Raw genomic sequence first — 26,975 nt, forward strand, 5'->3', positions numbered from 1 at the left:
CATGCTGATTGTGACCTTGGCGCTCGCAACCTCTGGAGCGGTGGTCGCATTTGTCGAGGCCAAGGCGTATCTGTCTGCCGGCATTTTGCCCAAGGAGCGCTTCGATGCGTTGGCAGCCGGTGGCATCGATGTCGGCCTCTCAACCGCCTCGCACACCCTCATCCTCAACAACTGCTATGAGGCGCTCACCTCGGTTACCGCTCGCCTGCAGCCTGCCGCTCGCCGTAGCGCTGTCGCGGCCAACTGCCTCCTGGTTGCCGACGGGATCAGTGCAGGCGAGCCTGCAAACGCCTTCGCCTGGTATGTTGCTGCGCTGGCTGCGGCGCACAATGACGATTTGCCCACCATGACGGAGCGACTTCGTATGTCGCAGATCTCCGGACCGAGCGAGCAATGGATCGTCGAGTTGCGGGTCAACCTGGCTGAGGATCACCTGGCGGCACTGACGCCCGAGGTCATGGCGGGCAATGACCGGGACCTCACGCTGCTTGCCCAGAGTCAGCGTGGCGTCGCCTCGATCGCCCAGCGTTATGTTCGCCAGGCGGATTTTCGCGAGCGCATCACCGCCCTGGTCGAACGGTTGCCAGCCGAGCAACAGCAGAGCTTCCTCTACAATGTCCGCCTTGCCGCGGACCAGCTGTCGCGAGGCTGAGATGTCAGGAATCGAGGTCACCGCAACGCGCCCCGCTTCGCGCGGCACGCGCATGGAGACCCGGGCAGGGGCGAGCCGTCAGTCCACCTTCAATGAGATACTCGCCAGGGCTCTTCTGGTGTTCGTGGCGCTCACCCCCATCCCGCTGGGCAGCAATCGCCCCTTCTTCTGGGCGGTGAACGCCCTTGCCGTCGGGTTGCTAGGCCTCATCTACGTGGTCGCATTGCGCCAGACCCGGGAGCCGTTTCGCATCGGCCTCGAGCGCATGTGGCCGTCGATTGTGCTCTATGGCGGCGTCGCGCTCTATCTTGTGATCCAGGCATTGCCCCTGGCGCAATTCGGCGGGCCCGCGATTGCCGCCTTGCTGACCGTCCCGACCGCCGCTGGCGGGGTGGTGACAGGGCAGGCGATCAGCCTTGCCCCGAGTTCTACGTGGCTGATGCTGCTTCGCTGGGCAACTTATGGTGTGCTGTTCCTGCTGGTCGTCCAGGTTGCCTCGCGAACGCATCGCCGCGAGCTGCTGCTCAACGGCATTGTCGCCATCGTCGTGGCTTACGCGATCTTCGGCCTCGCCTCGCTGCTGCAGCTGGGTGACACGCTGCTGAGCATGCCCAAATGGGCCTACGAGGGCAGTGCCACGGCGACGTTCGTCAACCGCAACTCATTTGCTACCTTCCTGAGCTTCGGGGCTGTCGTCACCGTCACCATGCTGATGGGTACTTTCGTGCGGCAAGACGAGGGCGATGGACGCCGGCCCGCAATCGATCCGATCGTGCTGATCTACCTGCTCGCGCTGGCGTTGATCCTTGCCGCGCTGTTTGCCACGCAATCCCGCATGGGAGCGGTGTCGGGTATCGTGGGTTGCCTCGTGGTCGCCATCATGGCCCAGCGTCGCCTGCGCTGGCGGTTGGGATGGTTCCTGTTGTTGCTTCCCGTCGCACTCGCTGCCCTGGCAGCCATCATCTATTTCTATGGTCAGGGTCTGGTAGAGCGTCTCGGCTCGCAGGAGTCGACGGCCGACGTCCGCCTGGATCTCTATGCCCAGGTGATCGAGATGATCGGTGTCCGCCCCCTGCTGGGGTATGGCGGGGGAGCGTTCGAGCAGGCGTTCCAGTTGTTTCATCATCTGCCAGTCAGCCCGGACCTCGTTTGGGACCGGGCACACAACACCTACCTCGCCCTTTGGTCGGAACTGGGAATCGTTGCTGGTTCCATCCCCGTGCTGCTGGTCGGCATGGCTGCGGCAAAACTGGCCTGGAACAGCTCTCGCGCCTCTTCGGACTGGACCGGACGGGTCGCTGCCGTCGGCGTCGTTGTGGTGGCCGCGATCCACTCGCTGGCCGATTTCAGCCTGGAAATTCAGGCCAACACCATACTGTTCGTGCTGCTACTCGGGCTCGGTACCTCGGCGGCAATGAGCAAACGGAGCCATACCTAGTGTTGCGCGCCATGAATGCACTGTTCGGCTCTCGTCGTGCGCCGCAATCCCTGGCAGCAAGGGAACGCTTGAGCGCTTCTGCACGGCCTGCGCTCGTCTATGCAATCGGGGACGTTCATGGTTGCCTGGCCGAGCTCCGCCAGCTCGAGCGGCTGATTGAGGCAGATGCAGCCGGCACACCAGGCGAAAAGTGGATGGTCCTTCTGGGGGACTATATCGATCGGGGACCCCAATCGGCCCAGGTGATCGATCACCTGCTGGCGCCCGCTCCGGCCGGGTTTCGTCGTTTCACCCTTGCCGGAAATCACGAGCAGATGCTTCTAGATTTCCTTGCCGCGCCACAACAGTCGGCCGAATGGCTCGACTATGGCGGCGTCGAGACGTTGACGTCCTATGGCATCGACGCGCGCGACGGCGGAGGACGCCCCGCCATGCTGGCCAGGTCGCTCGAGGCGCAGATGCCGCGGTCTCACCTTGAGTGGTTGCGGCAGCTGCCGATCAGCCTCGAGACCCCCGGCTTCTTCTTTGCCCATGCCGGCGTTCGCCCGGGACGGACGTTGGCCGAGCAGCTGGACGGTGACCTGATGTGGATACGCGAGCCGTTCCTTGGGGGCGCCACAGGCACCGGCAAGATCGTCGTGCACGGGCATACTCCCGAAGCTGAGCCCATGCGCCTGCCGTGGCGCATCGGTATCGATACCGGCGCTTTCGCAACCGGGCGGCTGACATCTGCCCGCATCGACAAGGGTGGCGAGATCAGCTTCCTCTCCACTGTGCCAAACATCCCCATGACCGCCCCCCCGGCGTTCAGATCTGACTGAGGACTTCGCGAGTTCATGGAAGACGCCGATTTCGATCTCCGCCGATTGCTCGGGCTGCTGCAGCGGCAGCTGCGCCTGATTCTCATCGTCCTGGCGCTGGGTGTCGGCATCACTGCCCTCGTCGTGTTTTCGCTGACGCCGGTCTATCAGGCCTCAGCCCTGGTCGAAGTGACGTCGCGCGACCGCAATTTGCTCGACCCGAGCGGCGACTTCGACATCGGCGCCAGCGACATGGCTCGCGTTGCGAGCGAGCTCGAAATCATGCGCTCCGATGCAATGATGCTGCGTGTCATCGACAAGGAGGCGCTCACGTCAGACGCCGAGTTCGGGCCGAGGCTCGGAACCATCGATCGGCTATTGTCCTTCCTGCAGATCCGCCAGCCGACGCTGCCGAGCGGTGAGGCGGCGTTGCGCCGCGTGCTGCAGAACCTGAAGCGCGCTGCCGGCGTGAGCCAGGTCGGGCTGTCGACGATCGTTTCGATGTCGATCCGCTCCACCGACCGCAACCGGGCCGCCGAGATCGCCAATGCCTGGGCCCAGGCCTATATCAATGCGCAGGTCACCGCCAAGATCGACAGCACGCTCAATGCCCGCAACGTCCTGCAGGCGCGCCTGGGGCAGACACGCGCTTCGATGGTGGCTGCCGAGCAGTCGCTGGATACCTATATCGACGACAACGTGGATCGCATCGTCGGGGAAACCGGCCGGTCGGATGTCGCCGATCTCAGTGGCAATCTGCACAGTCTGATCGCCGCGCGCTCGGTACTTTCAACCAAGTTCAACCAGGCGGAAGCGAGCCTCCGCGACAAGAACTGGGAGCTCCTCACCAACACGCTGCAGTCGGATGCATTGCGCGAACTGCAACGGCAGCGCAGCGCTGCGGTGGAATCGCTCGCCAAGGCGGCAGCGGGGCCGACAGTAGACTTGCGGGCTGAACTTGCCAATATCGAAGAGCGTCTGGGGCGTGTCGCCGACGGGGAGGTGGCGGACTTGCGCCGCGCGGTCACCGACAACCAGTCCAAGGAAACCGATCTGCGTCAGCGGCTGCGCACGGCAGTGCTCTCTAGCTCTCTGCCGGCCGACATGCTGGGCGAGATCTTCGAGATGCAGCAGAGCGCCGAGCTTGGTCGCCAGCAGTATCAGACTCTGTTGTCGCGCACCCAGGACCTCGACGCCCAGGCAACCCTGCAGATCGCTGACAGCCGGATCATTTCCCCGGCGCTTGCGCCAGAACAGGCGGCTTTCCCAAGTACAATGCTCTCTCTGGTGGGAGCGATGATCGGCTCCCTTGCGTTCGGGGTGGGTTTGGCTTTCTTGCGTGAGAACCTGGTTGGCGGGCTGCAGACCGAAGACCAGACCGAGGCTGTCCTCAAGATTCCGGTTGCCACGGCCACCCCACGGCTGAGCGGATCAGCAGGACAGGGTCCACTCGCAGAACTCATGCTGACGTCGCCATTGTCGCAGCTACCCGAAGCCATCAGGCGCATCCGCGCCACGGTCGACCAGCGGCTGCGGCGGTTTGGAACCCAGTCGGCGGGACAAAACGATGCAATAGTCGTGATGGTTACCTCGGCCACCGCCAGCGAGGGCAAGAGCACAATTGCCCTGGCGCTGGCGCGCGCCTACGGCGCCGCCCACAAGAGCGTCTGCCTGATCGACTGTGATCTGCGACGTCCCAGCATCGAGGCGATGGCCGGTCTGCCTTCGTCGGATCGCCTCATCAAGTACCTTGATGAGGATGAACCGGCGATCGGCGCCGCGGAGCTTGTCGTCCGTGACAAGCAGCCGGGGGTCTACGTGATCGGAGCCGGCGAGCGCGCCGACATGCCGACCGACTACTTGATCGGCGGGCCCAACTTCGCCCGCCTCCTGACGCAGGCACGCGCGCGATTCGACGTTGTTATCCTCGATACTCCGCCTGTTGGCCCGGTGACCGACGGCCTCTATCTGGCCGGCTACGCTGATCTCATCCTGTTCGTCGTCATGTCCGGTCGTACCTCGCAAACTGAGGCGCGTTTGGCGCTTGCCCAACTTCGCACGGCGTACCCCGAAGACCGTCCCATCCTGGCTGTGCTGAACGCACAGCAACGTGCCAGTGCCCGCTACAAGAGCAGCTATGGGTACTCGTATTACTCGGAGCCCTGACGCCATGGCGGACGAAGCGATCGGGCCTCGACCAGCCAGTCGCGCGGCGGCTAGTTCTCGGACGAAACACGCAGAGTGGGCCATCTGGGCCCTTATCCTGCTTGTTGCGCTGGGCCCGTTTCTGCTCGACGCTGGCAGTGCCGATGGATCATGGCTTCGTCTGGCGCTTTACCCCGCCTTGCTGGTTTATGTTGCCGTCACACAGGGGGCGCTGTCGGAGCCTCGCCAGCTGATTGTGCTGCCAATAGGGTTGGGGCTGCTGCTGGCCTTGTGCCTTGCCAGCGCGTTGTGGGCGATCGACCCGTCTACGACCCTCAGGCGTTTCGGCCTGCTCGCCATTGTGGCGGTTATCATCTTTATGGTTGTGGAGGGGGCCGGAACGTCCAGGACGCTGGTGGCCCTGCGCTACAGCCTCGCGGTCATTCTTGTACTCAATTATCTCACCGTTGCCGCAAGTCCGCTTGGCGTGCACGGCCTGGCCGGGCCTGAGCCGGCGTTGGTCGGAAACTGGCGGGGTCTCATGACGCACAAGAACAGCGCAGCGATCGGTTGCGCTTTCACGATACTGATCTGGCTCTTCACAGCGAAGGGCGGTTGGTTGCGCTGGACCGTCATCCTGGGCGCCGCATACTTCCTGCTTCGGACGCAGTCGAAGACATCACTGGGAGCACTTGCGATTGCTCTGTTGTTCGGGCTTGCGTTCAAGCTGCTGCCGAGGCGGGCATGGCCTATTGCGATCGCTGCCGCTACCGTTCTCGTCGCACTTGTCGTTGTGGTTGGACAAGACCATCTCGGCGAGATCTCCCAGTATCTCAGCCAGCCTGACGCCCTGACGGGCCGCGGCGACATCTGGCGGATAATGCTCTCGTACGCGAGCACCAATCCTCTGCTGGGAGCCGGTTACGCCTCTTTCTGGGATATCGGGCCGGCAAGTCCGGTCTTTGCCTATACTCGCGACAGCTGGGTAACCACGATCGCGCACGGGCACAACGGATACCTGGACATGCTGGTCCAGATTGGGGTCCCCGGGCTCATTCTCGGCGTTTTCGTGCTCATTATCGCTCCGGCCTGGAGACTGCTGGTGGCGGATCGTCGCGCCCTTTGCAGCGGGCCCTTTCTTGCCGCGGGCCTGGCCTTTTACGCCGTTCGAGACGTCACCGAAACGTCCTTCCTGACGGGTGACAAGTTGAGCTGGGTGTTGATCCTGTTCATCCTGGCGCTGATTGGGGCCAATACAAGGCGCCGGACGAGCACAATTGCGGCGTGCCAGCGAGCCGACGAACGCCGGGCCCCTCGCTAGCAAAGCAGGCCGACGCTCCGGGAACGAGTTGCGTCAGGCGGTCATCGCCCCGTCGGCAATACTCGGAGATCCGACAGCAGGTTCTCCACTATGGTGTTCCAGTTGAGTGCACCAGCCGCGGCAGCTTCGGCGCCGGCGCGTAATGCTGCTGCCCTCGCCGGGGCGTCGGCCAGCGTCAGCATGGCTTGTGCCAGCGCCTCCGGAGCGTTGGGCTCAATCAGGATGCCATTGAGGCCATCGACGACTGCGTCGCTCAAGCCGCCGACTCGCGAGGCGATCACGGTTCGACCATTGGCAAATGCCGCAGCCACAACACCGCTTTGCGTCGCGTCCTTGTAGGGTACCAGCACCGCCTCTGAGCGCTGCATCAGTTCGATGGTTTCGTCCCTGCTCAGGTACTTGTCGATGATCTCGGCGCCGCTGGCGGAGAGGCGCGGCCCCAACCGCTGCAACTCCGGACCACTCCCAGCCACTATTACGCGCAATAAACGGCCTCTGGAGCGCAACAGCTCAAGTGACGAGGCGAGGACATCGAGACCCTTGTACGCTTCCATCCGGCCGAAGAACAGGAACTGCCCAGGCGATGGCGCCAGGCGTTGCGCGGATGACGGTCCAAGGATTGTCCCGTGCACGCTGGTGAGCAGCTGCTGTGACGCTGGCCGTCCCATCGAGTCGTAAAGCGCGCTGCAGAAGGCCCCATGGAGCACGGCAACGTCGGCCCGTTGTCGAACCGCGTTTCTCAGAGGCCACGTCTTGGCGGCGATCGGGCTGTCGTTTCCTGAATGCGGCTTTGGGTCGTGTACCGTCAGCACCGTCCTTGTTCGCCCCTTGAGCAACATTGTAAGCACGGCATTGACGGCGGCCGCTCGCCGTCCCGTCGCCTCCTGAAAATGGACGAAGTCCGGGCGTAGCCGCACGACCTCGCGCAAGACCCTCAGTATCGTGCCCGGCGTGCCATACTCGACCAGTCGAAGCTGCACCCGGCCATTGATCGCCCCCGCTTCGCCGACTTCGGACTGGAAGAGCACCCGATTACAGAACAGCGTCACCGGCATGCGCTCAGCCAAGGCGTTCGCATAGTTCCAGCAGTATTCTGGAAATGCCGGAGCAAGCAGAACCGCAGAACCCATCATGTCCTCCAGCGCCGGGTCAGGGCGGTCGTCAGCCGTGTCCGCTGCTCGCTGTTTGCGAACAGCAGAAAAGCCGCTCCCGCGCAAAGCACGGTGAAGATGCAGCACTCGAGCACGAGCAGCGGAAGCGACCGCTCAATCGTGCTCGCCACGGCTCGTACGCCGTAGCCTATCGAAAGAAACACCAGCAGCGGCAGCAGGTTGGCGAACTGCAATGGCAGACCGCCAAGGACCTCACGGACAGCCAGGCAGCGGGCAAAGTTCGTGATCCCAAAGCCGACCGCCACAGCCAGGGCCGCGCCGGCTGCGCCGAACACGGTGGTTAGGTAGATGAGCAGCAACACCGTCACGACAACCGATCCGCCCAGGATCAGCGTCTCGGTCCGATGTCGCCCGGTCATCGAAAGCGCGTAGCCGAGTGGAGACAGCACTCCACTGACAAACCAGCCCACTGCAAGGAGGACGGAAAGTGTTGAGGTGAACTGAAACTCGGGACCGAACAGCAGGTCCAGCTGCGTTCCGAAAACTGCAACGCCCGCTGCCAGGTACCCGGCAACCAAAGCCGCGAGCCTCACATAGCGCCGAAGCACGTCGCGGATGGCTCCGACATCGCCCGCCGCATACATCGTGGCGATTTCTGCTCCAAGCGTCTGGCTCATCGCTGTTGGATAGATCTGGATGACTTGCGCGATGCTGCTCAACGCGGCGTATTCGCCGGCAGCTTTCACGGACACCAGGTTTCCGACCACCAGCACGTCAAGAAAGCGCATAACTCCGTAGAGCAGCAAGCTGAAGGCCATCCACACTGCTTCGCGCAGAATTGTGGTGGCGCGGCGCCAGGCATCCTTTAGCGCAGTCGCGTCAAGACGCAGCCGCTGCATAGGGAATCGGCCCATACCCTCCAGCACCAGCACGTTGAGCGCCAGCGCCGCAACACCGGCCCATGCCACTCCGGGCAGACCGAGGCCGAGCGCGATGGCGACGATCGTCAGCAGCAATCGCAACGCCGGCTGACCATAATTCGTGATCACTGCGTAGCGAACGTGCAGTTCCGTTGCACGGTGCACCGCACTGCTCAGTTGCAGGTCCGCGGCAAATATCCCCCCGATCAACGTCACCACGAGCAGCATGGAGAATGCTGGAAACACAAACACCTGCGACTCCAGCAACGGCCCGATCCATAGAAACGTGACGGCTACTGCCAGAAGATTCAGCCCGACCACAACGACACGGCAGAGCGCGTAGACCAGTTCGAATTCCTGGCTGCGTCCCCCGAGCAGCCTGACATGCTTGAGCAGGGCAAGATCGAGTCCCAGCGGGGTCAGGAAAAGCAGCGCCAGGGACAGGTTCTTCAGAATCGAATGAACGCCAAAAGCCTCTGGCCCCAACGATCTGGCGATAACCACTCCAAGCAGGAACACGGCGGCCTGCTGCCAGAACAAGCCGAGCGAGATGATCAGCGAACCGCGACCGAGGTTGCTCATCGCTCGTCAATACAATCAATGCGTTGCCACGATGAGGATGCGCTGCCCTGTTCGCCAGCAGATCCGTTGTGCGCAGCGCGCTCGGCTTCGATATCGATCACGCCCCAATCCTCGGTCGGCTGAGGACCTGCTCGTAGATGGCAAGCAGCTTTTCCATGTAGGCGTCCATCGTGAACTTCTGATCGTAGAGAGCTCGTCCCTGGACACTGAGTTCTGTTGCCACTCCCGGCTCAGTCTTGAGCTTCAGCATTGCCGCCGCCAGCGCCTCAACATCGCCAGGGGGGACGAGGATGCAGTTCCGACCGGAGGTCATTATTTCGGGGATCGCCCCTACTGGAGTAGCGATCACCGGCAACCCTGTACTGATTGCCTCGAGAATAACCATGGGCACCAACTCGAAATGCGATGGCAACACCAACGCGTCGGCCTCGCGGATCACCTTCTCAACGCCTGGCCGATCGAGCCAGCCGGTGAAGACACAGCGCGGTGCGATGCCCAACTGGGTGGCCTCGGCGGCATAACGGGATACGGCTCCCCCGCCGGCCAACGTGGCTGTTACGTCGTGACCTTTATCGATCAGTAGTTTTAACCCCTGCAGAAACTCCGATACCCCCTTTCTCGGCGCCAGGTTTGCCACAAGGGCGTAGCGCATCGGTGACGGATCTCGACGTGGCTCATATGAATACCCCAGGTCGTTTGTGGCGTTGTGCAGTACCGCCACGCGATCGGGCGCCGCCCCGATCGTCTCCACCAGGAACTCACGCATGCTTTCGCTGAGAACCATGTTCAGATCTGCCGCGAGCACCGTAGCTGCAATCCACCGGCGCATGCGAGGCGACGACGTCGGAAAAAGGCTGGAGAATTCTCCACCGTGATGGTGAAGAACGGTGTGCATGCCGAGTGCCTTGCCCAGGCGCAGTATGACTCCCTTGCGGATGAAGCTGCTGCGCTCCGAAACCTGGACGTGCATCAGGTTCGCCCCGCCGAGACGCAGTCCAACGGCCCGCATGGCCGCGACCAGCAGGAAGGCGGGGGATAGGCCAGCGTGCCCAGATCCCCGCGTATCAAGCACCTCTACCGGCACTTCGGCACGGTTTGCACGCAACCAACTCTGGATCCCCCGGCTGACCGATCCCATGCCGCCTCCGCCGGCAACCCCGCCCGGGGAAGCAATCACCAGTCCTCTTATGCGTGAAGCGTTGTTGGTCATCGTTGGCTTAGCAAACAGGGGATGAAGTATGCGCCATGGTGAATCTACCCGGCCGACGGCAATAAGGGGCGCCACCTTCGCTCGCCGGCTCGTCGGCAGCAACGCCGCACGCGACGCGCGGCGTCGATCGAACCCGATCTGACATCGGATGTCTGCGTGTTCCCCTCACTTCGGTGGCCGTCCGTCGGTCAGGTCTTGTCCGCTGACCAGCAAGAACAGCAGTTTCGGCGCGCCAAGGATGTATCGCCGCCACAAGCGGCCTGGCTCATTGACCAGTCGGAAGAGCCATTCAATGCGCAGCCGGCGCATGATCTCGGGCGCGCGCTTCTGGCGGCCGATCAGGAAGTCGACCGCCGCCCCGGCACAGATCGCAGCGCCGGAAGATCGCTTCTGTTTGAGCGCCAGGGCGAATTGTTCCTGCTTGGGAGCGCCAAGACCGATGATGAGGATGTCCCAGTCTGCTGTGGCTGCCTGTTCGGTCGCCGCGTGAAACTCCGGGGACCCGATGTCCATGTGCGAGGGCGACGCCACGAACCTCAGGGGGCGGGCAGGGTGGCGCTGCCGCAGAATGTCAAATCCTTCGCGTCCGATACCGATAACGCCGATCGTCACATGGGCGAACGCAGGGTCCTCCACCAGGTCCTTGACGAGATCAGCCCCCGGGTAGGTGAACAAGCGGATGGACCGCACGCGGGCCAGCAACTCCAGTACCCTGCTGTCGCAGACAACGATGTCCGCGCCGTCATAGCCATCGCGCAACTGCCGGCCGCGGATCGAGTCCTCGCGCAGGATGTTCACGTGATCGACATTGGGCGTGACGACGAAACGAAAGCGATCGCTGCTGTCGAGCAGCACGCGTCTCAGATCGTCCTGTGTGCCCTCGAAGAAGTCGATGCCCATATACTTCAATTGCGTTTCTGCCCTCGAGGTCCGAGACAGTGTTGCGCGCAAGTCGCGCCACCTGCCATCGAGTTGGAAACGAACAAACCGCCGTCAACGTGGATGACATCGCCCTGCTGGAGGGCTTGGTCGTATCTAGCATCGTCTCGTGCGGGGAGAGACTCTGACCACGCATCATAGGATGACATGAGCGCAGTCTAGCTCCCGGATTTTTTCAATGGCAACCATCCCCTTGCTTTTGGTTACCTTTTGACTATTCGCCCGGTCGTTACGGCTGCCTTCGCGGCGACTAAAAGCCCCGGCTGACAACGACGTTACGCCTCGCGTTGCACCAAGCGGTCGGGCGGTCAAAAGTCCCCTGCCGGCGCGACCAGAACGCTGATTTTTCTGTCCTCTACCACCGCTCACGCTAAGCTCCTTGCCTACGAGCGAGTGAGTCCCGATGAGCATTTCCTACGACGCCATCCTTGCCGACATGGTCACTGTTGCACGCGAGGCAGGAGCCCTGACGCTGGGCTATTTCAAGCGCTTCCGCGACATCGAGATCGGCATCAAGGGACCGGCGGATTTCGTCTCCGACGCCGACAAGGAATCCGAGCTGCTGATCCGCAAGTTGCTGTTCGAGCGCTATCCGGACTGGAGCTTTACCGGCGAGGAGTTCCCGCCCGTCGACAAGGCCGACCAGGAGTATCGCTGGCTGGTCGACCCGATCGACGGCACCACCAATTTCATCAACGGCATGCACTACACCATCTCGATCGCGCTCCGCCGGGGCAGCGAGACGGTGATCGGGGTGCTCTACAATCCGCCCGCCGACGAGATGTTCACCGCCATTGCGGGAGAGGGCAGCTTCCTCAACGGCGAGCGGCTCGAGGTCTCCGAGCAGACCGATATCGGGCTGATGAACATCGGCACCGGGCTGCCCACACCGGGCCTCTCGCTTTATCCCGGCGCCTATGAGCGCCTCGATGCCATCCGGGCCCCGGTTGGGGCTGTCCGCATCGTTGGCAGCGCTGCCAATTCCTGTGCCTATGTCGCGATGGGCCGGCTCACCGGCTACTACGAAGAGACCGGCTTCACCGACACAGCCGCGGGCATCCTGTTCGTCCAGGAGGCCGGCGGCATCGTCACCGACTGGTGGGGCAGGGGGCCGGAGTACTACGAGCAGACCGGCGCCATGATCGTCGCCAACAAGGCGACGCATGCGTATCTGATCGACAAGCTGAAGGATGTGCCGAAGAAGGAAGCGAAGCATCCGAAGGGGGTGTGAGGTTGAGTCTCACTGTGAGAGACGGCCCCCTCCCATCCTCCCCCATGAAGGGGGAGGTGCCCCGCCGGTGCACATGGCGCGATCCAGCCACCCACTCGACTCTTCACCTCCCCCTTCATGGGGGAGGCCGGGAGGGGGTCGTCTGCTTCAGTCAGCAGCCAGCGCCGCCGCCACCCCGTCCGGGTCGTCCGTCGTGATCTGATCCACCTTCAGCTCGAGCAGGCGGCGCACCACCGCCATCCCCTCATCGTCAGCCCGTCGCACCGTATAGGCATCGATCCGCCGCCCATGTGCATGGAATGCGCCGATGAGGTCGTACCCATCGCGGTCGGCTTCCAGCACCAGGCGATACTCGAGATAGTCGAGCTCCGATTTCGGCGAAGCTGCCACGGCGTCGGCAACGAACGTCGCGTAGTCGCGCGTCGCCATCAGTCGCTCCATCGCGCCCTTGTGGCAGGGGTCGTAGCCGATCCTCAGCCCTGGCGTGCTGTCGGTCAGCATCCGAACCGACTCCGCGTCGCCCGACGACAGGATGAAGTGCCGTGCCACCGGCTTGAGCGCTGCGGCGAAGCTGGCGATCACCCGCGGGTTGAGCGCCGCCGCATCTTCCTTGCAGTCGAGCTGCAATAACCCTTCCGGATGCGCGCCGTCGCGCACGATCAGCGCCGCGAGGTCCTCGAGCAGCATCACCTTGTCATCGATCGGCTGCCCGTCATTGTTCCTGAGATGCAAGCCGCGCAGCGTTTCCGCTGAGGTCTGCCGCACCAGTCCGCTGCCGGTCGTCTCGCGCTCCAGCGACAGGTTGTGCAGCACCGCCATGCCGTCATCGGCATGGATCACCAGGTCCACCTCGACGCTGGCGCCGAGCTGCATGCCCTCAATGATCCGCCGCCCGGTGAACACCGGATCGGAGCCTCTGCGACGTCCACGATGCCACTTGAAGAACGTGCGATGACCCGCGCGGGTCACCGAAATCGCGTCGGCCATGGTCTTAGTTGCTCCGGTGGATTGCCGCGTTGTCGCGATAGGCCGCAAACGCTCTCGGCTTCAGATCGATCGGTTGGCCATGCGACCAGTCGCGCGCCTCGCTGGTCATCGACTTGAGACGTGTGCCATCGGGCAACTCGATATCGACGATGGCATGGGTGCCGTAATCGGTGACGCGGTGGATTTTGGCCATGCCGCCGCCATTGGCCGAGACGATCTCGAGCGCCTCCGGCCGCACCGCCAGCGTCGCCGCGCCGTCGCCCACCGGCAGCGGCACGGTGAAACCCGAGTGCGTGAACGTGCCATTGGCCACTGCGCCATCGACCAGGTTCATCGTGCCGATGAAACCCGCAACGAACGGCGTCGCCGGTTCGCGATAGACCACGTCCGGTCGTGCCGCCTGCTCGGTCCGTCCATCACGCATCACCACGATCCGATCGGCCAGCGCCAGCGCTTCATCCTGCCCGTGCGTCACGAACAGCGTGGTGATCTTCAGCCGCTGCTGGATGTCCCGAACTTCTTCGCGAAGTCGTTCGCGCAAGTGTTGGTCGAGACTCGCGAAAGGTTCGTCGAGCAGCAGGATTTTCGGCTCCAGCACCAGCGAGCGCGCCAGCGCCACGCGCTGCTGCTGGCCGCCCGAAAGCTGCGTCGTCGCGCGGTGGCCGAAACCGCCGAGCCCCACCAGTTCCAGCACCGCTTCGACCCTGCGCTTGATCTCGGCCTCCGGCAGCCGCCTGAGCTTCAGTCCGAAGGCCAGGTTCTTGAACACGTTCATGTGCGTCCACAGCGCGTGGCTCTGGAATACCATGCCGGTCGGCCGCTTCTCGGGCGTCACGCGCGTCACGTCCTCACCGTCAATCGCCACATGCCCCGACGTCGGCGTCTCGAAGCCGCCGATCATCCGCAGCAGTGTCGATTTGCCGGAACCGGAGGGGCCGAGCAGGCACACCAGTTCGCCGTCGCCGACGGTCAGGCTGAAGCTGTCCACCGCCTTGGTGGCGCCGAAAGCCTTGGTCACATCTCTGATTTCGAGCACGGACATGCGTGGATTCCTTAACCGCCAAAGCCCTTGGCAAAGCTGCCCGAACTGATGACGCGGCGCGCGAACAGCAGCGCGATGAAGCTCGGCACCCAGAGCAGTACGGAAAGCACCGCGCCATACTGGATCACCGGCTGGTTGTTGATGAAGCTGATCATCAGCACCGGCAGGGTGCGGATCTGCGGTGCGCCGATGAGCCAGGCGCCCTCGGTTTCATAGAACGTGCCGACAAAGCTCAGCAGCACCGCCGCCGCAATGGTTGGTCCGGCCTGGGGCAGGGTGATCGACCAGAACACCCGGAACGGCCCGGCGCCGACGTCACGCGCCGCTTCTTCCATCCGCCGGTCAACCGCCTGGAACGCCGCCACGGGGATCCAGATCATGAACAGGAGCGTGCCCACCAGCTGGATCAGCACCACCCCCCAGAACGTGCCGATCAGGTTGAGCTGCAGGAAGATGCCGGCAATAGCGACGAGCAGGCCGAACTTGGGGAAGGCGTGCCCGGCGAGGAACGAGAAGAACAGGATGCTGCGCCCCGGAAAATCCATCCGCGCGAAAGCGTAGGCGGCCGGCAGGCAGATGATCGCCGAAAGCAGCGTCACCATGGTTGCGAGGCTGAGGCTCATGGTGATCGAGCTCCACACATCGGCTCGCGCCAGCGTCTGCTGCCAGAACTTCAGCCCGAACTCCTGCGGGATCACCGAGGGGTAGCGCCACACATTGGTGAAGGCCCAGGTCCCCACCACCAGCAGCGGGAAGACGATGACGATGGTCAGCGCCACGGCAAACAGGATGCCGGTCCAGTCGATGCGCTTTTCTACGAGGGTGTGCGCCATCTCACGGATTCCGGTTTTTGGCGACGGAGCGGACGTAGAACAGCCCGAACACGATGCAGAAGCAGAAGGCGATCACCGCCTGGGTGATGGCGTTGGTCGGATCGTTCAGGTCGCGGAAGGTGCGCTGCATGAACGGCCCCATCATTTCCGGCGCCGCAGGCCCCAGTACATAGGGCAGGGTGAAAGCCGAGAAGATCCCCAAGACGGTAAAGCTCACCGCCACCAGGATGGAATTTGAGATGCGCGGCAGGATGATGTGCCACAGCACCGCCAGCCGCCCGGCGCCGACATCGCGCGCTGCCTCGATCGACTGGTTGGAAACGTTGCCCAGTCCCGAGAGCAGGATCAGTACCGTCAGCGGAATATTGTCCCACACCAGCCCGATCACCGGCCCCCACGGCGTCAGGTAGGGCGAGCGGATATGCGGCAGCCCGACCGAGTTGAGCAGCAGGTCCACCGTGCCGTTCGGCCCCAGCACGCGGATGATCGCGTAGCTCAGGATGATCGAGGGCACGAACATCGGAAAGATCGCGAGGCCCTGCACGTAGGCCGCGAGCCGCCCCTTGGCGAAGCGCAGGTAGAGCGCGATCGGCAGGCAGATCAGCACCAGGAGCAGGGCGCAGATGCCCGTCGTCCACAGCGTCACGCTGAGGTTGTTGAGGCTGTACTGATCGGTGAAGAAGAACTTGTAGGTCTCGAGCGAAAAGCTCCTGCCCGTCCCACCATCATTGGGCAGCCAGATGGTCCGTCCGATGGCCGAAATGATCGGCCAGATGATCATCCAGACGACCAGGAATACCGGAATGGCGACCAGCAGGAGGCCCGTGAGCCCCCTGCGAGTCTTGGTTCCGACGATGTCGCTCGTGGCCGAAAGGCTCACGCGTTGCGGTCCACGTTGGGCGCAACGTTGCGATACCAGCCATCATTGATGGCCTTTTCCCAGTCACCACCCGGGAACGCCGGAATGGTGGTCGGGATCACGTCCTTGTACTTCTCGCGCAGGTCCTGGCTGACATAGTCCCAGGCAACGCCCGGGAAGCCGCCGAGTTCGCTCAACACGGCCGACTGCACTTCCTCGGTGAGGATGAAGTCGGCGAGCTTCAGCGCTGCGTCCTTGTTGACGCCATTCGAGAGCACGACCGAGCGCGAGAAGCCGCCCGGCAGCGCCAGGTCCTGCAACTGCACGAGGCCGGTGGTCTCGGGCAGCACGCCGGTGTTGATCGCCTGGATCGCCTGGTCCGACCAGGCCGGGATCATGGTGACCGCCGACTGGCCCAGCAGCTGGATCGACTGGGTGTTGCCCGAGGTGTAGGCGCCGTTGTCGAACAGCGAGCCCGACAAGTCCTTGAGAATGTCCCAGGCCGGGTTCAGCGCTGCGTCGCCGGCTTCCTGCGTGTAGTTGTCGATCTTGAACTTGCCGAGGTCCTTGCCGTTCGCCTCGAGGATGGCGCGGCGGACGAAGTTGCCACCCGAACCGCCCTTGTCGGGACGGTTGTAGATGAACTGGCCGGGGTTGGCCTTGATCCAGGTGACGAGGTCGGCAAAGCTCTTGGGCGCATTGGCCGGATCGAGCTTGGTCGTGTCATAGGCGAGCAGCACCTGCGAACCGCGATACGGCACCGAGTAGTCGCCGTCGAAGGCCAGCGGGTTGATCTTGGAATAGTTTGAGAGCCCGGCTTCCTTGATGTTCACATAGAGCCCGGCGTCGGCCGCCCCGGCCGGCAGGCGCCAGTCGGCGGATTCGAAATAGTCGGCCTGCGGGTCGGTCTTGGTCTGCATCGCGGCCAGCGCGCGTTCGCCGATCGCGGTCTGCCCGGCTGCGTCGCCGGCATCCACGAGGTTCAGGGTGACGCCCGGGTTGGCAGCCTCGAACTTCGGCTTCACCACGTTGGTCCAGAAGTCGAGAATGTTCTGGTCCGACGAGGTGTACCAGTCGATCTTGCCGGTTTCGGCGAAGGCCATCCGCGGCAGCAGCACCATACCGGCGGCTGCGCCGCCGACCGAAAGCATAAACGCACGACGTTTCATCGTTGTCTCTCCCAGGTTCGCCTGCGGGCCATCCCGCGGCAGGTCAATCTGACGCCGACCGTAGGGACCAGACTAATCTCGGTGGGCCCGCTGGCAAGCGAAAAATGGAACGGAAATTCCATTGTGACAGCGCGCGCCTGATTTATTCCGCGCGCGTGGTCTAGCCGCTTAAACCGCACTCCCATGACATCAGGATGACAGTGGGAGAGCCCCGGTTTTCGGGGCTTTCAGGGCGTTGATGACGTCAGTTTTGCGACAAGAAGTGACGGCCGACTTCCGCGAACAACTCGAGGTCTTTGAGAGAGTCCGTCAGCAACGTCTTGGGCTTTTCCCCAGTTGTCACCGCATGGTGGAAGGCGCCGAGCTCCACGCGGAAAGCATCCTCGTAAAACGGCCCGATGATCTCGGTGCCGGTGGAGTGCAGATCCGAGGTGGTGATCTCCAGCCGGGTGGGCAGGTTCCGCACATAGGGGGTGTCGTAGTTGATCTTGAAATGCTGGTTCAGCGTCAGCACTTCGATGCCGGCGTCGAACCGCGCCACGTCATGGATCACCGCCTCGTAGAGTGCGGTGAACGTCCCGTAGTCGAACATCACCAGCACGTTCTCGCCGCGATGCTGCCGCGCCGCCGCAACCGAATTCGGTGCCCCGAAAAGTTCGCGCATCGCTGAAAAGCTGTGCGACGAGAGCCCGGTCAGCACCTGATAGGCCCGCAGCTGATCCGGCCGCGCCTCGCCCATCACTGATTTCAGCAGCGCCTGCGTCTGCGTCCGGCCGTCGGCAATCGCCTCCATCGGCACGTCGGTGGGCCGGAAGATGTTGCGCGACTGGTCGACGAAGAACTGGCTCTCGCGGATCAGGTCACGGATCCGCACGTGCCGGATTTCCTCCCGCGGCGGCAGCCGTTCCTTGAGGGCGGTGAACGCTGGCGCAAAGCGTCGCATATAGCCGACGAACACTGTCTTGGTGTTGGTCTTGTCGAGCTCCAGCAACGGCTTCAGTTCCGCCGCGGTCAGCGCCGCCGGCTTCTCGATGAACACATGCTTGCCGGCGCGTATGGATTTTTCCAAGAGCGGCGCATGGAGGAAATCCGGCGTCAGGATGAACACCGCGTCGATTGCGGGATCGGCGATCAGCGCCTCGGCCGTTGCATGCCGGGTCTTCACTCCATAGCGCTCCGCCACGTGAGCGACGAGGCTGGGGGAGACATCGGTCACCGCCGCGATCTCGAAGCGCTGGTCGTCCGCCAGCAGCGGCAGGTGCATCAGCTGCGCGACTTCGCCGAGGCCGATCAGGCCGACTCTGAGCTTTGCCATCACGCGATCGCCTGCATGTAGACGTAGTTGCGCTTGGCCAGCTGCAGCGGCGTCTCAGCTGCATTCTCGGCCACGTCCTGTTCGACGACGATCGGGCCATCGAAGCCTTTCCGGTCGAGGAAGCGCATCACCGCCTGGATGTCGACGGCGCCGTCGGGCAGGGGGGCCATCACTCCGGCGCCATAGGACACGGCCACCGAGAGCTTGCCGTCGAGCACGCGCTGCCGCACCGTCGCATCGACGTTCTTCAGATGCATGTAGGCGATCCGGCCCCACACCTTTTCCATGTAGGCCAGCGGGTCCTGGCCCCAGAAGGCATGGTGTCCGGTGTCGAAGCAGAGGTCGATTTCGGTCTCCTCGAGCAGCCGGTCGATCTGCCGTTCGAACTCCACTGCTGTGCCGATATGCGGGTGGAAGCTCGCCTTCAGTCCGAACTCGCCCTCGATCACTGCCTGTGCCTCGCGCACCGTGGCGGTAAGCCCGTTCCAGCCCTCGCGATCGAGCACGCCTTCCTGCCCCTCGGGGTACCAGTTGCTTTCATCCATGATGACGAGGTGTTTCGCGCCCAGGTCCTTCAGCAGCGGGGCCAACTCGCGCAGCGTCGCCAGCAGCACCGGTGCGGAAGCACGGTCGCCGAAGGTGTGCACATGCGTCGCGCCGATCAGCGTCAGCCCGCGCTTGTCGAGCTCCGGCCCCAGCACTGCCTTGTCCTTGGGCAGGAACCCGAACGGCCCGAGCTCGGTGCCGCGATAGCCCGAGGCCGCCACCTGATCGAGATATTCCTGCCAGCTGTAGGCGTTGCCGGTGGGATAGTTGATGCCCCAGGAACACGGGGCATTGCCGATAAACATGAGCTAGTCCTGATCGATGTAGATTGGGTTGGAAATGGCGCGCCGGATCGGCTCGTCCGTGAGGTGCGAGCCCTTGAGCTGCCACGGCAGCTCGCCGCGCTCGCTCGCCGCCTTGGTGAACTCTTCGATCAGCCAAGGCCTGCTGGCTTTGGCGATGATCTCGGCGCGCACGAACTTTTCGGCGCCGTCGAGCAGCGCCAGCTCGCCCCGCCAGTCGCCGCTGGTGATCTCCTGCTCGGTGATCGTGCCGCGCGCGTCGATCCACTGCAGCACGTCGCCGCGCGCGCCGCGGACGATCGCCTCGCAGTGGAGCGGCGCCGTCACCGCCGCGCCCATCGGCTGGCCATTGACGGTGATCTCGAGATGCGGCCCCTTCGGCCCTTCGGTGACATAGCCACGCCCGGCCTGCATTGCCGCAAGCACTGCGTCTTCGCTGAGCTCCGGCAACCACAGCACCGTGGTCGGCCGTGCCAGCGCCAGCGGCCCCTCCGGCTGGAGCTTCGCCGGCTGATGGAAGTCGCTACCGCCGATGGCCGAAATCCGCAGGCCCGACGCCAGCCGCTCCTGCCAGCGCGCCAGCGACACCCAGTTCCACGCCATCCAGGTTGATTGCCAGACCTCCTGGCAGTCGGCGGCGGGGAACTCATAATCCCAGGGGATGGTCGGCTTGTCGTGGTTGATCGATAAGAGCCCGCCCTTGCGGTGCACCATGTCGGCCAGCACATGCGCGTCCGACGGCCTGGTCATGCGGAAGTCGATCCACTCATCGACCCCATAGACATTGGCGTGCCCGACGGCGGTGGTCACCTCCATGCCGCGCACGAACACCAGGTCGGGCGATGACGCCGGATGGAAGTAGCGTCGCTGCGTAATGGTGTTGTGATCGGCGATGGCGAGGAAATCGAGCCCGGCCTGCAGCGCCGCCTTGTGCAGCGTTTCGGGCGACCCAGCCGCATCGGAGTGAAAGGTGTGGCAATGGAGATCACCCCGATACCACCCGTCGCCGGCGCGCACCGGAAACGTCCGCTCCGGCTGCGGATTGGTCGGGCGCTCGGCGCTGTCGAGCTCGACGGTGACGGTCACCTCGGCGCCATCAGCGGGCACCTTGTAGAGCCCCAGGATGACGTTCCACTCACCCGCCGGCATCGGCCCATGCACATAGCCAGGCGTCGCGCTGTCGGTCGCTACATGGAACCGATCGCGAAACCCACCCGACCAGCCCCGGAACCCACCCTCGGACGGGTAGGCGGTCATCCCGGGATCGAACATCCCGAGGTCGATGACGCAGTCATCCGCCTTGGGATAGGCCAGCGTCACATCGACCCGCGTCGTGCCCGCGGGGACGGTGACCGGGATGTAGAAATAGGGGTTCTTCGCCTGATCGGCGCGAGTAACATTGACCCTTACGATCTGGGTCATGCGGCCACCCCCCTCCCGGCCTCCCCCACAAGGGGGGAGGTGAAGAGTCGGGGCTGTGGCGCGATGATGCCGAACACTCGATGCGGCACCTCCCCCCTTGTGGGGGAGGATGGGAGGGGGGAGTCTCTCTCAGTCAGCATCGCCACCCTCACAGCGGCATCTCCCCATCCGCCGGGATGCGCTTGCCCTCCGCGTCGAACAGCGTCGCGTGCGCCCCGTCGAAGGTGAACGCTACGTTCTCCGTCGTCTCGACCGCGTCGTCGGTGAAGATCCGCGCCGTCACCCGACCGCCGTCCTGGCGCTCGAAGGTCACCAGCTTTTCGGGGCCCATATTTTCGTTGGCGAACAGCTTGCCGCTGACCATGTTCACGTCGTTGATCGTGCCCATGCTCAGGTGCTCGGGCCGCACTCCCAGCGTCAGCCCGGCGCCCTTGCCGAGCGCCGCCTTGATCCCCTGTGAAATCGGCAGATCCCGCACCAGCACTCCGTGTGCGCGCAGCTGCAGCCGCTCGCCGTCGACCGTCCCTTCGACCGGGATCATGTTCATCGGCGGGTTGCCGACGAAATTCGCCACGAACGTTGTTGCCGGCCGGCGATAGATCTCGATCGGCGGCGCGAACTGCACGATCCGGCCGCGATCCATCACCGCAATTCGCGTCGCCAGCGCCATGGCTTCCGCCTGGTCGTGCGTCACGTAGACTGCTGTCATCCCCATGTCGCGCTGCAGGTGGTTGAGGAAGCCGCGCGCTTCGAGCCGCAGCTTCGCATCAAGGTTGGAGAGCGGTTCGTCGAACAGGTACACCCGGCTCGGATAAACCAGCGCTCGCGCCAGCGAGGTGCGCTGCTGCTGCCCGCCCGAGATCTGGCTCGGCAGCCGGTTGAGCAGGTCGCCGATCTTCAAGACGTCGGCCACTTCCTTGGCCCGCTTGTGCCGCTTCTCGACGCTCTCGCCGCGCACCTTCAGTGGGTAAGCGATGTTGTCGGCGAGGTTCATGTGCGGGTAGAGCGCATAATCCTGGAACACCATCGAGATCTGCCGATCCTTCGGGTGGAGGTGGGTCACGTCATCGGGCCCGATCATGATCTTGCCCGAACTCGGGGTTTCGAGCCCGGCGATCATCCTGAGACTGGTGGTCTTGCCGCAACCCGAAGGCCCGAGGAGGCAGATGAACTCCCCATCCGCGACCTTGAAGCTGATGTCCGAGACGGCATTGAAGGTGCCGAAGCTCTTGGTGACGTTCTGGAATTCGACCGAGGCCATTACGCTTTGATTCCACCGAAGAAGCGGAAGCCGAACTTCCAGCTGACGAAGAGATAGAGGGCGACGACGGGCAGGGAGTAGATCAGCGAGTAGGCTGCAAGCAGCGTCACGATCGGCGTCCCCGCCTCCGAGTAGAACGAGTAGATGGCGACCGACGATGGCATCAGGTCATCCGAGCGCAACAGGATGAAGGGGATCAGGAACGAGCCCCAGATGTTGACGAAGGCCCACACCACCACGACCACGATGCCCGGCCGGATTACCGGCAGCGCCACATCGAAGAACGCCTGCACCGGTGAAGCGCCGGCCACCATGGCGCTTTCCTCATAGGTCTTGGGAATGCCGTCGATGAAATCGCGCAGGATGAACATCGCCGTCGGCAACAGCCCGCCGGCGAACACCAGGATCACTGCGATATGGGTGTCCATCAGCCCCACCGACGAGACAATCAGGAAGATCGGCACCATCGCCGCCGTCCCCGACACCACCGAGGAGAACAGCAGCAGCACATAGGTGACGATGCTCTTGCCCGGGATCGAAGAGCGGGAAAGCGCGTAGGCCGCCAGCGTCGCAGCCGCGGCGACGAGGATCACCCCGCCGACACTCTGGATCAGGCTGTTGAGCAGCCCGCGCATCGCAAAGCCATTGCCGAACACCGTGAGGAAGTTTTGCAGCGTCCACGGGTCGGGAATGGCGATGCCAAGCTCGGCCCGGGCGTTGAACGGCGCGAAGATGAACCAGATCAGCGGCAGCGCGAACAGGATGCCGATGATCGCAGCCAGTGCCGAAAAGCCGATACGGGCGAGCAGTTGCGGAAAGCTCAGCCTCATTCTTCCACCGCCTTGGCTTTCTTCCTGCCGAACGACAGGTAGATCAGCGCGAAGATGAGGTTGATCAGCATGATGATCACGCCCACTGCCGCGCCCTTGCCGAAATCGAATTCCCGGAAGGCGATGCGGTAATTGTAAATCGAGAGGAGTTCCGTGCGGTAGCTCGGCCCGCCATTGGTCAGGATGAATGGTGTGAACACGTTGAACGTCCACATGGTGATGAGGATCAGGTCGGTGACCACGTGGCCGCGGATCAGCGGCAGCCCGATATCGCGGAACTTCTGCCAGCTCGAGGCGCCGGCCACGTCAGCCGCCTGGAAATAGCTCGGCGGGATCGAGGCGAAGGCCGAGTTGAACAGCATCATCGAGAAGGCGGCGCCGCGCCAGGTGTTGAAGATAACGATCACCCAGAATGGCTGCTGCAGCAGGAAATCTCCCGCCGGCAGCCCGAGCCCCCGGAGGATCATGTTCAGCGTGCCGTTGTCGTAGTCGAGGAAGGCGAACCAGGCGAAGCCGATCACCACTTCGGGCAGGATCCAGGCCGCGATCACGGCGGTCTCGACGATCCGCTTGAGGGCAGGGGGGATGGTCTGCATCAGCCACGCCAGCAGCAGCCCGAGCAGCGCCTGCCCGACCAGCGCCGACAGCAGCACGAACTGCGTGGTGAGGATCAGCGAAAAGCCGAACTGCCCACGCGTGAAGAATGTCGCCGGGTCGAACAGCTGGAAATAGTTCTGCAGCCCGACGAAATCCGGGCTGAGCGCGGTCTTTCCCAACAGCGTCCGGTTGGTGAACGAAACGAAGATCACCCAGAAGAACGGCAGCAGCACGAAGACCCCGACCAGCGCCGCGGCGGGGGCGAGGAAGGCAGCGCCGGCGCGGTGGGAGAGAAGGGAGAAGTTCTTCTTTTTGGTCATGCGCATAGACCGGCGCGTGTTGGCCCCCACCCCTGTCCCCTCCCCCTCAGAAGGGGGAGGGAGACGCCAATAGTTCCGCCGGATGCGAGGTCACGAAGGATGGTCGAGAGGGTCTCCCTCCCCCTGTTTGGGGGGAGGGGGCAGGGGTGGGGGGCAGCGAGCGCTACCGCCAGTGGATGCGATGACCGTCTCAATGTGACAAACCCCAATCGAAAAAAAGGAACCTCCCCGGCCGCAGACAGGGTGCCGGGGAGGCGTTCCCAGGGAGCGCCCGGCTCAGGGAGGGCCGGGCGTGGGAGGACGTCCTTCGAAGCTAGAGCTTCGAAACCGTATTGGCTTCGCCGACGATGGCGATCACAGCCGCCTTGTAGGCGGCCATCGCGTCTGCCGGGCTGGCTTCGCCCGAGACGACGCTTTCGGTCATGCGCTGAATCTCGGCCGACACCTTGTTGTAGTTGGGGTCGTTCGGGCGCGCGGTGGTCAGCGGCAACAGGCTCTCCTGCGTCTTCTGCAGGTAGACATTGTTCGGCGTCGCCACGTCGTCGCGGATGCGGCGCGCCTCACGGAAGCCCTGGAAGGCGGTCAGCGATTCCTGGCTGTTCATATAGCTCAGGAGCGCCCACGCCTCGGCCGGGTTCTTGGTGGCGGGGTTGAGCACGAAGCCCGTGCCTCCTGAAACCGTCACGTAGTCCTGCCCGCGATAGCCCTTGCCCGGCTCCTGCGCCGGCATCGAGGCCCAGGTGACTTCGGCGTCGCGATTCTCGAGCCCGAATTCGGCGCCCGGCGCCATTACCGAGTTGAAGAACCAGTCGCCTTCGACGAGGAGCGCCGTCTTGCCGTCGCGGAAGTTGGTGAAGGTGCGGTTGCGGCCGTCGCCGAGCAGCTGTGCGCGCTGATCGCCCAACTGCTCGTCCACATAGATGGTCTTGTAGAGGTTGAGGGTATCGAGGATGCCCTGGCTGGCCACGATGTATTTGCCGTTCTCGTCGACGACGCTTTCGCCCGTCCCGAGGATCGCCATGTAGTAGCCCTGCATGGTGGTGGCTTCGCCCATGTTCACGCCGGCATTGAGCTGCAGCGGGAACGAATCCGGGTTTGCCTTCTTGATGGCGCGGGCGGCGTCGAGCAGTTCGGCCCACGACTTGGGCTGGAAGCTGTCGGGGTCGAGCCCGGCCGACTTCAGCAATTCCTTGCGCACGAAAATGGCGCGCACGTCGGTGCCGAGCGCCAGGCCATAGGCCTTGCCGCCATAGCTCATCAGCGACTTGGCGCCTTCCGAAATGTGGCTCCAGCCTTCCCAGCTGTTGACGTCGGCGCCAGCCACTTCATCGAGCGGCTTCAGCAGCCCGCCTTCGACGAACGAGGGGATCAGGAAGCCGTCGAACGCTGCGACGTCGGCACCGGCGCCGGTCGAGAAATCGAGCGCCAGCTGCTGGGTCATCTGCTCGTCTTTGCCGCCGAACTCGTTCAGCGACACGGTGACGTCCTTGCCCTCGGCCTTCATCTTCGCGGTAAAGCCGGGGATCACGCTGTCCTTGATCCAGGTGGCGGTCTCGCTGTTCACCCCGCCGACGACGCAGCGGCAGATCACCGTCAGGTCGACCGCGAAGGCGGGCGTGATCATCGTAGTCGCAGTTGCAAGCCCCAGATACAGGGCGCGCAGGCGATTGCTCATCGCGAAATTCCTCCCTTGGTGGCGCCGCATTGCGGGCGCCGAATTGGCGATAGCGACGGTCAATACTCCCCGCCGCAGCTCACGATCTCAGAATGAACACGCTTTCATTCATCGTCAAGCGGTAGAATGCCTGTTGCGAATGACAGCGTGATGACGTCGCAATGGAATGTTTGTTCTATTCCGCCGGACGTCGGTCATTGTTCCGTAACATCAGTGAGTTAGGTTGTTTCGTTGCCGGATCGGCTTGACAGCGCTTGAAATGAACCGGCAGAACAGTTTTGCACACGATTTCACTTTAGGGCAGCAAGGTAGACCTTTTGAGCGATCCGGTCACCCGCAACCGCAGCCGCGCGACCGCCGACATGGTGGCGCGCACCGCCAACGTTTCGCGCGTCGCCGTCAGCCGTGCCTTCAACCCGCATGCTTCGATCAAGCCGGAAAAGCGCGACCTGATTTTGAAGGTGGCGCAGGAGCTGAACTACACTCCGGATATGGCCGCCCGCTCGATGGTCACCGGCCGCTCGCATCTCGTCGGCATCATCGTGCCCGATATCTCCGGCCCCTGGGAGAGCCAGGAGCTCGACGCCATGACCACGGCGCTGCAGGCCGAGGGCTTCGCGACATTATTGTTCCGCACCCGCGATGATCTCTCGCTCGACGAGACGCTCCTCACCTACATGAAGGGCTTCAACCCGGATTCGGTGATCGCTTATGCCGAGAACGTCCGCCCCACCACGCTTGCCCGGGTGCTCGATCGCGCCGTGCCGATCTATATTGGCTACCCGGACGAGGAAGCGGCGGAGGAGGAAGCTGCGCCACTGTTCGATCGGCTCGACGTGCTGCAGCGCGAGGGCATCGAGCAGGCCGTGGCGCTGATGCAGGGCTATGGCGCCCGCCGCTTCGCCTTCCTCGCCGGCAAGTCCAACTCGCTCGCTACCCAGTCACGTGAGCGTATGGTGCGCAAGGTGATCGCCGAGCGCGGCCTGCCGCCACCGATCCGCATTCAGGGCGACTACATGTACGACACCGCCTATCGCGAGACAGTGAACCAGTTTCGCCTGGGCGAGCCGGTCGACGCGATCTTCGCCGCCAACGACGTCGGCGCGTTCGGCGCTATTGATGCGCTGCGCACCGAACTCGGCCTGCGCGTGCCGCAGGACGTCAAGGTCGTCGGCTTTGACGACATCCACCAGTCGCACTGGAAGAGCTACAACCTCACCACGGTGAAGCTCGACCTCGCCGAGCGCACCCAGGCGCTGCTGCGCCTGATCCTCCGCCGCCTCAAGAACCCCACCTCACCCTCGCTCACCGAAACCGTGTCGACCCGCCTGGTCGTCCGCGGCACCGTGGGCTGACCTCGTGTGTCGAGATTCAGGTCAGGCCGAGGTCGAAAATGGTGGACTTCGAGAACCGGAACGGAGCGTACGTTTGGGTACGTGAGTACCGGAAGCGCAGAAGGCCGCCATT

23 protein-coding genes are annotated in these 26,975 nt (G+C 63.6%); 7 read left to right on the plus strand and 16 right to left on the minus strand.

Annotated features, from left to right (window positions below):
- Position 1: 1 nt before the first annotated feature.
- The 5 genes from ASC89_RS28695 to ASC89_RS11425 are packed head-to-tail and all read left to right on the plus strand — an operon-like array spanning position 2 to position 6,356.
- Positions 2-652 carry a hypothetical protein gene (locus ASC89_RS28695; protein ID WP_055997742.1) on the plus strand — a complete coding sequence of 217 codons (651 nt, stop codon included), beginning with the start codon at positions 2-4 and terminating at the stop codon, positions 650-652.
- Position 653: 1 nt separating this feature from the next.
- The gene (locus ASC89_RS11410; RefSeq protein WP_055879105.1) at positions 654-2,090 is read left to right on the plus strand and encodes an O-antigen ligase; all 1,437 of its coding nucleotides are present in this window, start codon (positions 654-656) and stop codon (positions 2,088-2,090) included.
- Between the two features lie 11 nt (positions 2,091-2,101).
- Positions 2,102-2,911 (plus strand): metallophosphoesterase family protein, encoded by an 810-nt coding sequence (locus ASC89_RS11415; RefSeq protein ID WP_082528142.1) that lies wholly within the window; start codon positions 2,102-2,104, stop codon positions 2,909-2,911.
- Between the two features lie 15 nt (positions 2,912-2,926).
- Entirely contained in the window at positions 2,927-5,056 is a 2,130-nt protein-coding gene (locus tag ASC89_RS11420) for a Wzz/FepE/Etk N-terminal domain-containing protein (protein ID WP_055997749.1), read from the plus strand.
- Positions 5,057-5,060: 4 nt separating this feature from the next.
- Entirely contained in the window at positions 5,061-6,356 is a 1,296-nt protein-coding gene (locus tag ASC89_RS11425) for an O-antigen ligase (protein ID WP_055879097.1), read from the plus strand.
- A 41-nt stretch (positions 6,357-6,397) separates the two neighbouring features.
- On the opposite strand, the gene ASC89_RS11430 is transcribed toward ASC89_RS11425, so the two are convergent.
- From ASC89_RS11430 to ASC89_RS11445, 4 genes are all read right to left on the minus strand, one after another.
- Positions 6,398-7,486, minus strand: a complete 1,089-nt coding sequence (locus tag ASC89_RS11430) for a glycosyltransferase family 4 protein (protein WP_055879094.1) — start codon at positions 7,484-7,486, stop codon at positions 6,398-6,400.
- The gene (locus tag ASC89_RS11435) at positions 7,486-8,970 is read right to left on the minus strand and encodes an oligosaccharide flippase family protein (protein ID WP_055879091.1); all 1,485 of its coding nucleotides are present in this window, start codon (positions 8,968-8,970) and stop codon (positions 7,486-7,488) included. The genes ASC89_RS11430 and ASC89_RS11435 overlap by 1 nt, the downstream gene beginning before the upstream one ends.
- Before the next feature lie 97 nt (positions 8,971-9,067).
- Positions 9,068-10,180, minus strand: coding sequence for a glycosyltransferase family 4 protein (locus ASC89_RS11440; RefSeq protein WP_082528096.1), 1,113 nt, complete (start codon positions 10,178-10,180; stop codon positions 9,068-9,070).
- 165 nt (positions 10,181-10,345) lie between these two features.
- Complete coding sequence (locus tag ASC89_RS11445) at positions 10,346-11,080, minus strand: WecB/TagA/CpsF family glycosyltransferase (protein WP_244488453.1); 735 nt, start codon at positions 11,078-11,080, stop codon at positions 10,346-10,348.
- Between the two features lie 442 nt (positions 11,081-11,522).
- Here ASC89_RS11445 and ASC89_RS11450 point away from each other — a divergent pair, with 442 nt between their 5' ends.
- A complete protein-coding gene (locus tag ASC89_RS11450) occupies positions 11,523-12,350 on the plus strand; it encodes an inositol monophosphatase (RefSeq protein WP_055879084.1) in 828 nt (275 codons plus the stop codon).
- Between the two features lie 147 nt (positions 12,351-12,497).
- Here the strand turns inward: ASC89_RS11450 and ASC89_RS11455 are convergent, their stop codons facing one another.
- The 12 genes from ASC89_RS11455 to ASC89_RS11510 all read right to left on the minus strand — a co-directional run bounded on the left by ASC89_RS11455 (position 12,498) and on the right by ASC89_RS11510 (position 25,508).
- A complete protein-coding gene (locus tag ASC89_RS11455) occupies positions 12,498-13,337 on the minus strand; it encodes a glycerophosphodiester phosphodiesterase family protein (RefSeq protein WP_055879082.1) in 840 nt (279 codons plus the stop codon).
- 4 nt (positions 13,338-13,341) lie between these two features.
- Entirely contained in the window at positions 13,342-14,379 is a 1,038-nt protein-coding gene (locus ASC89_RS11460) for an ABC transporter ATP-binding protein (RefSeq protein WP_055879079.1), read from the minus strand.
- Positions 14,380-14,390: 11 nt separating this feature from the next.
- Positions 14,391-15,212: an ABC transporter permease gene (locus tag ASC89_RS11465; protein WP_055879077.1), complete on the minus strand. Its 822-nt coding sequence runs from the start codon at positions 15,210-15,212 to the stop codon at positions 14,391-14,393.
- 1 nt (position 15,213) lies between these two features.
- The gene (locus ASC89_RS11470) at positions 15,214-16,092 is read right to left on the minus strand and encodes an ABC transporter permease (RefSeq protein ID WP_055879074.1); all 879 of its coding nucleotides are present in this window, start codon (positions 16,090-16,092) and stop codon (positions 15,214-15,216) included.
- Positions 16,089-17,240: an extracellular solute-binding protein gene (locus ASC89_RS11475; RefSeq protein ID WP_055879071.1), complete on the minus strand. Its 1,152-nt coding sequence runs from the start codon at positions 17,238-17,240 to the stop codon at positions 16,089-16,091. Before ASC89_RS11475 ends, ASC89_RS11470 begins: the two co-directional genes overlap by 4 nt.
- Before the next feature lie 244 nt (positions 17,241-17,484).
- Entirely contained in the window at positions 17,485-18,555 is a 1,071-nt protein-coding gene (locus ASC89_RS11480; RefSeq protein ID WP_055997752.1) for a Gfo/Idh/MocA family protein, read from the minus strand.
- Complete coding sequence (locus ASC89_RS11485; RefSeq protein ID WP_082533304.1) at positions 18,555-19,406, minus strand: sugar phosphate isomerase/epimerase; 852 nt, start codon at positions 19,404-19,406, stop codon at positions 18,555-18,557. Before ASC89_RS11485 ends, ASC89_RS11480 begins: the two co-directional genes overlap by 1 nt.
- A gap of 3 nt (positions 19,407-19,409) precedes the next feature.
- Positions 19,410-20,825, minus strand: a complete 1,416-nt coding sequence (locus tag ASC89_RS11490; protein ID WP_055997755.1) for a CehA/McbA family metallohydrolase — start codon at positions 20,823-20,825, stop codon at positions 19,410-19,412.
- Between the two features lie 148 nt (positions 20,826-20,973).
- Positions 20,974-22,086, minus strand: coding sequence for an ABC transporter ATP-binding protein (locus tag ASC89_RS11495; protein ID WP_055997758.1), 1,113 nt, complete (start codon positions 22,084-22,086; stop codon positions 20,974-20,976).
- Positions 22,086-22,916 (minus strand): carbohydrate ABC transporter permease, encoded by an 831-nt coding sequence (locus ASC89_RS11500; protein WP_055997761.1) that lies wholly within the window; start codon positions 22,914-22,916, stop codon positions 22,086-22,088. The genes ASC89_RS11495 and ASC89_RS11500 overlap by 1 nt, the downstream gene beginning before the upstream one ends.
- Entirely contained in the window at positions 22,913-23,833 is a 921-nt protein-coding gene (locus tag ASC89_RS11505) for a carbohydrate ABC transporter permease (protein WP_055998044.1), read from the minus strand. The genes ASC89_RS11500 and ASC89_RS11505 overlap by 4 nt, the downstream gene beginning before the upstream one ends.
- A 313-nt stretch (positions 23,834-24,146) precedes the next feature.
- Entirely contained in the window at positions 24,147-25,508 is a 1,362-nt protein-coding gene (locus ASC89_RS11510) for an extracellular solute-binding protein (protein WP_055879054.1), read from the minus strand.
- A 317-nt stretch (positions 25,509-25,825) separates the two neighbouring features.
- Here ASC89_RS11510 and ASC89_RS11515 point away from each other — a divergent pair, with 317 nt between their 5' ends.
- Entirely contained in the window at positions 25,826-26,863 is a 1,038-nt protein-coding gene (locus ASC89_RS11515) for a LacI family DNA-binding transcriptional regulator (protein WP_244488441.1), read from the plus strand.
- Positions 26,864-26,975: the final 112 nt, after the last annotated feature.

Source organism: Devosia sp. Root413D1 (assembly GCF_001425235.1).
In the GTDB taxonomy this organism is placed as follows: domain Bacteria; phylum Pseudomonadota; class Alphaproteobacteria; order Rhizobiales; family Devosiaceae; genus Devosia_A.

What these genes read in the sequence shown, in the direction of transcription:
- ASC89_RS11465 (WP_055879077.1), bottom strand. Translation starts at nt 15,212, where the DNA reads ATGGCGCACACCCTCGTAGAAAAGCGCATCGACTGGACCGGCATCCTG.
- ASC89_RS11500 (WP_055997761.1), bottom strand. Translation starts at nt 22,916, where the DNA reads ATGAGGCTGAGCTTTCCGCAACTGCTCGCCCGTATCGGCTTTTCGGCA.
- ASC89_RS11420 (WP_055997749.1), top strand. Translation starts at nt 2,927, where the DNA reads ATGGAAGACGCCGATTTCGATCTCCGCCGATTGCTCGGGCTGCTGCAG.
- ASC89_RS11445 (WP_244488453.1), bottom strand. Translation starts at nt 11,080, where the DNA reads ATGGGCATCGACTTCTTCGAGGGCACACAGGACGATCTGAGACGCGTG.
- ASC89_RS28695 (WP_055997742.1), top strand. Translation starts at nt 2, where the DNA reads ATGCTGATTGTGACCTTGGCGCTCGCAACCTCTGGAGCGGTGGTCGCA.
- ASC89_RS11510 (WP_055879054.1), bottom strand. Translation starts at nt 25,508, where the DNA reads ATGAGCAATCGCCTGCGCGCCCTGTATCTGGGGCTTGCAACTGCGACT.
- ASC89_RS11440 (WP_082528096.1), bottom strand. Translation starts at nt 10,180, where the DNA reads ATGACCAACAACGCTTCACGCATAAGAGGACTGGTGATTGCTTCCCCG.
- ASC89_RS11430 (WP_055879094.1), bottom strand. Translation starts at nt 7,486, where the DNA reads ATGGGTTCTGCGGTTCTGCTTGCTCCGGCATTTCCAGAATACTGCTGG.
- ASC89_RS11435 (WP_055879091.1), bottom strand. Translation starts at nt 8,970, where the DNA reads ATGAGCAACCTCGGTCGCGGTTCGCTGATCATCTCGCTCGGCTTGTTC.
- ASC89_RS11460 (WP_055879079.1), bottom strand. Translation starts at nt 14,379, where the DNA reads ATGTCCGTGCTCGAAATCAGAGATGTGACCAAGGCTTTCGGCGCCACC.
- ASC89_RS11480 (WP_055997752.1), bottom strand. Translation starts at nt 18,555, where the DNA reads ATGGCAAAGCTCAGAGTCGGCCTGATCGGCCTCGGCGAAGTCGCGCAG.
- ASC89_RS11455 (WP_055879082.1), bottom strand. Translation starts at nt 13,337, where the DNA reads ATGGCCGACGCGATTTCGGTGACCCGCGCGGGTCATCGCACGTTCTTC.
- ASC89_RS11475 (WP_055879071.1), bottom strand. Translation starts at nt 17,240, where the DNA reads ATGAAACGTCGTGCGTTTATGCTTTCGGTCGGCGGCGCAGCCGCCGGT.
- ASC89_RS11490 (WP_055997755.1), bottom strand. Translation starts at nt 20,825, where the DNA reads ATGACCCAGATCGTAAGGGTCAATGTTACTCGCGCCGATCAGGCGAAG.
- ASC89_RS11505 (WP_055998044.1), bottom strand. Translation starts at nt 23,833, where the DNA reads ATGACCAAAAAGAAGAACTTCTCCCTTCTCTCCCACCGCGCCGGCGCT.
- ASC89_RS11495 (WP_055997758.1), bottom strand. Translation starts at nt 22,086, where the DNA reads ATGGCCTCGGTCGAATTCCAGAACGTCACCAAGAGCTTCGGCACCTTC.
- ASC89_RS11415 (WP_082528142.1), top strand. Translation starts at nt 2,102, where the DNA reads ATGAATGCACTGTTCGGCTCTCGTCGTGCGCCGCAATCCCTGGCAGCA.
- ASC89_RS11410 (WP_055879105.1), top strand. Translation starts at nt 654, where the DNA reads ATGTCAGGAATCGAGGTCACCGCAACGCGCCCCGCTTCGCGCGGCACG.
- ASC89_RS11425 (WP_055879097.1), top strand. Translation starts at nt 5,061, where the DNA reads ATGGCGGACGAAGCGATCGGGCCTCGACCAGCCAGTCGCGCGGCGGCT.
- ASC89_RS11485 (WP_082533304.1), bottom strand. Translation starts at nt 19,406, where the DNA reads ATGTTTATCGGCAATGCCCCGTGTTCCTGGGGCATCAACTATCCCACC.
- ASC89_RS11450 (WP_055879084.1), top strand. Translation starts at nt 11,523, where the DNA reads ATGAGCATTTCCTACGACGCCATCCTTGCCGACATGGTCACTGTTGCA.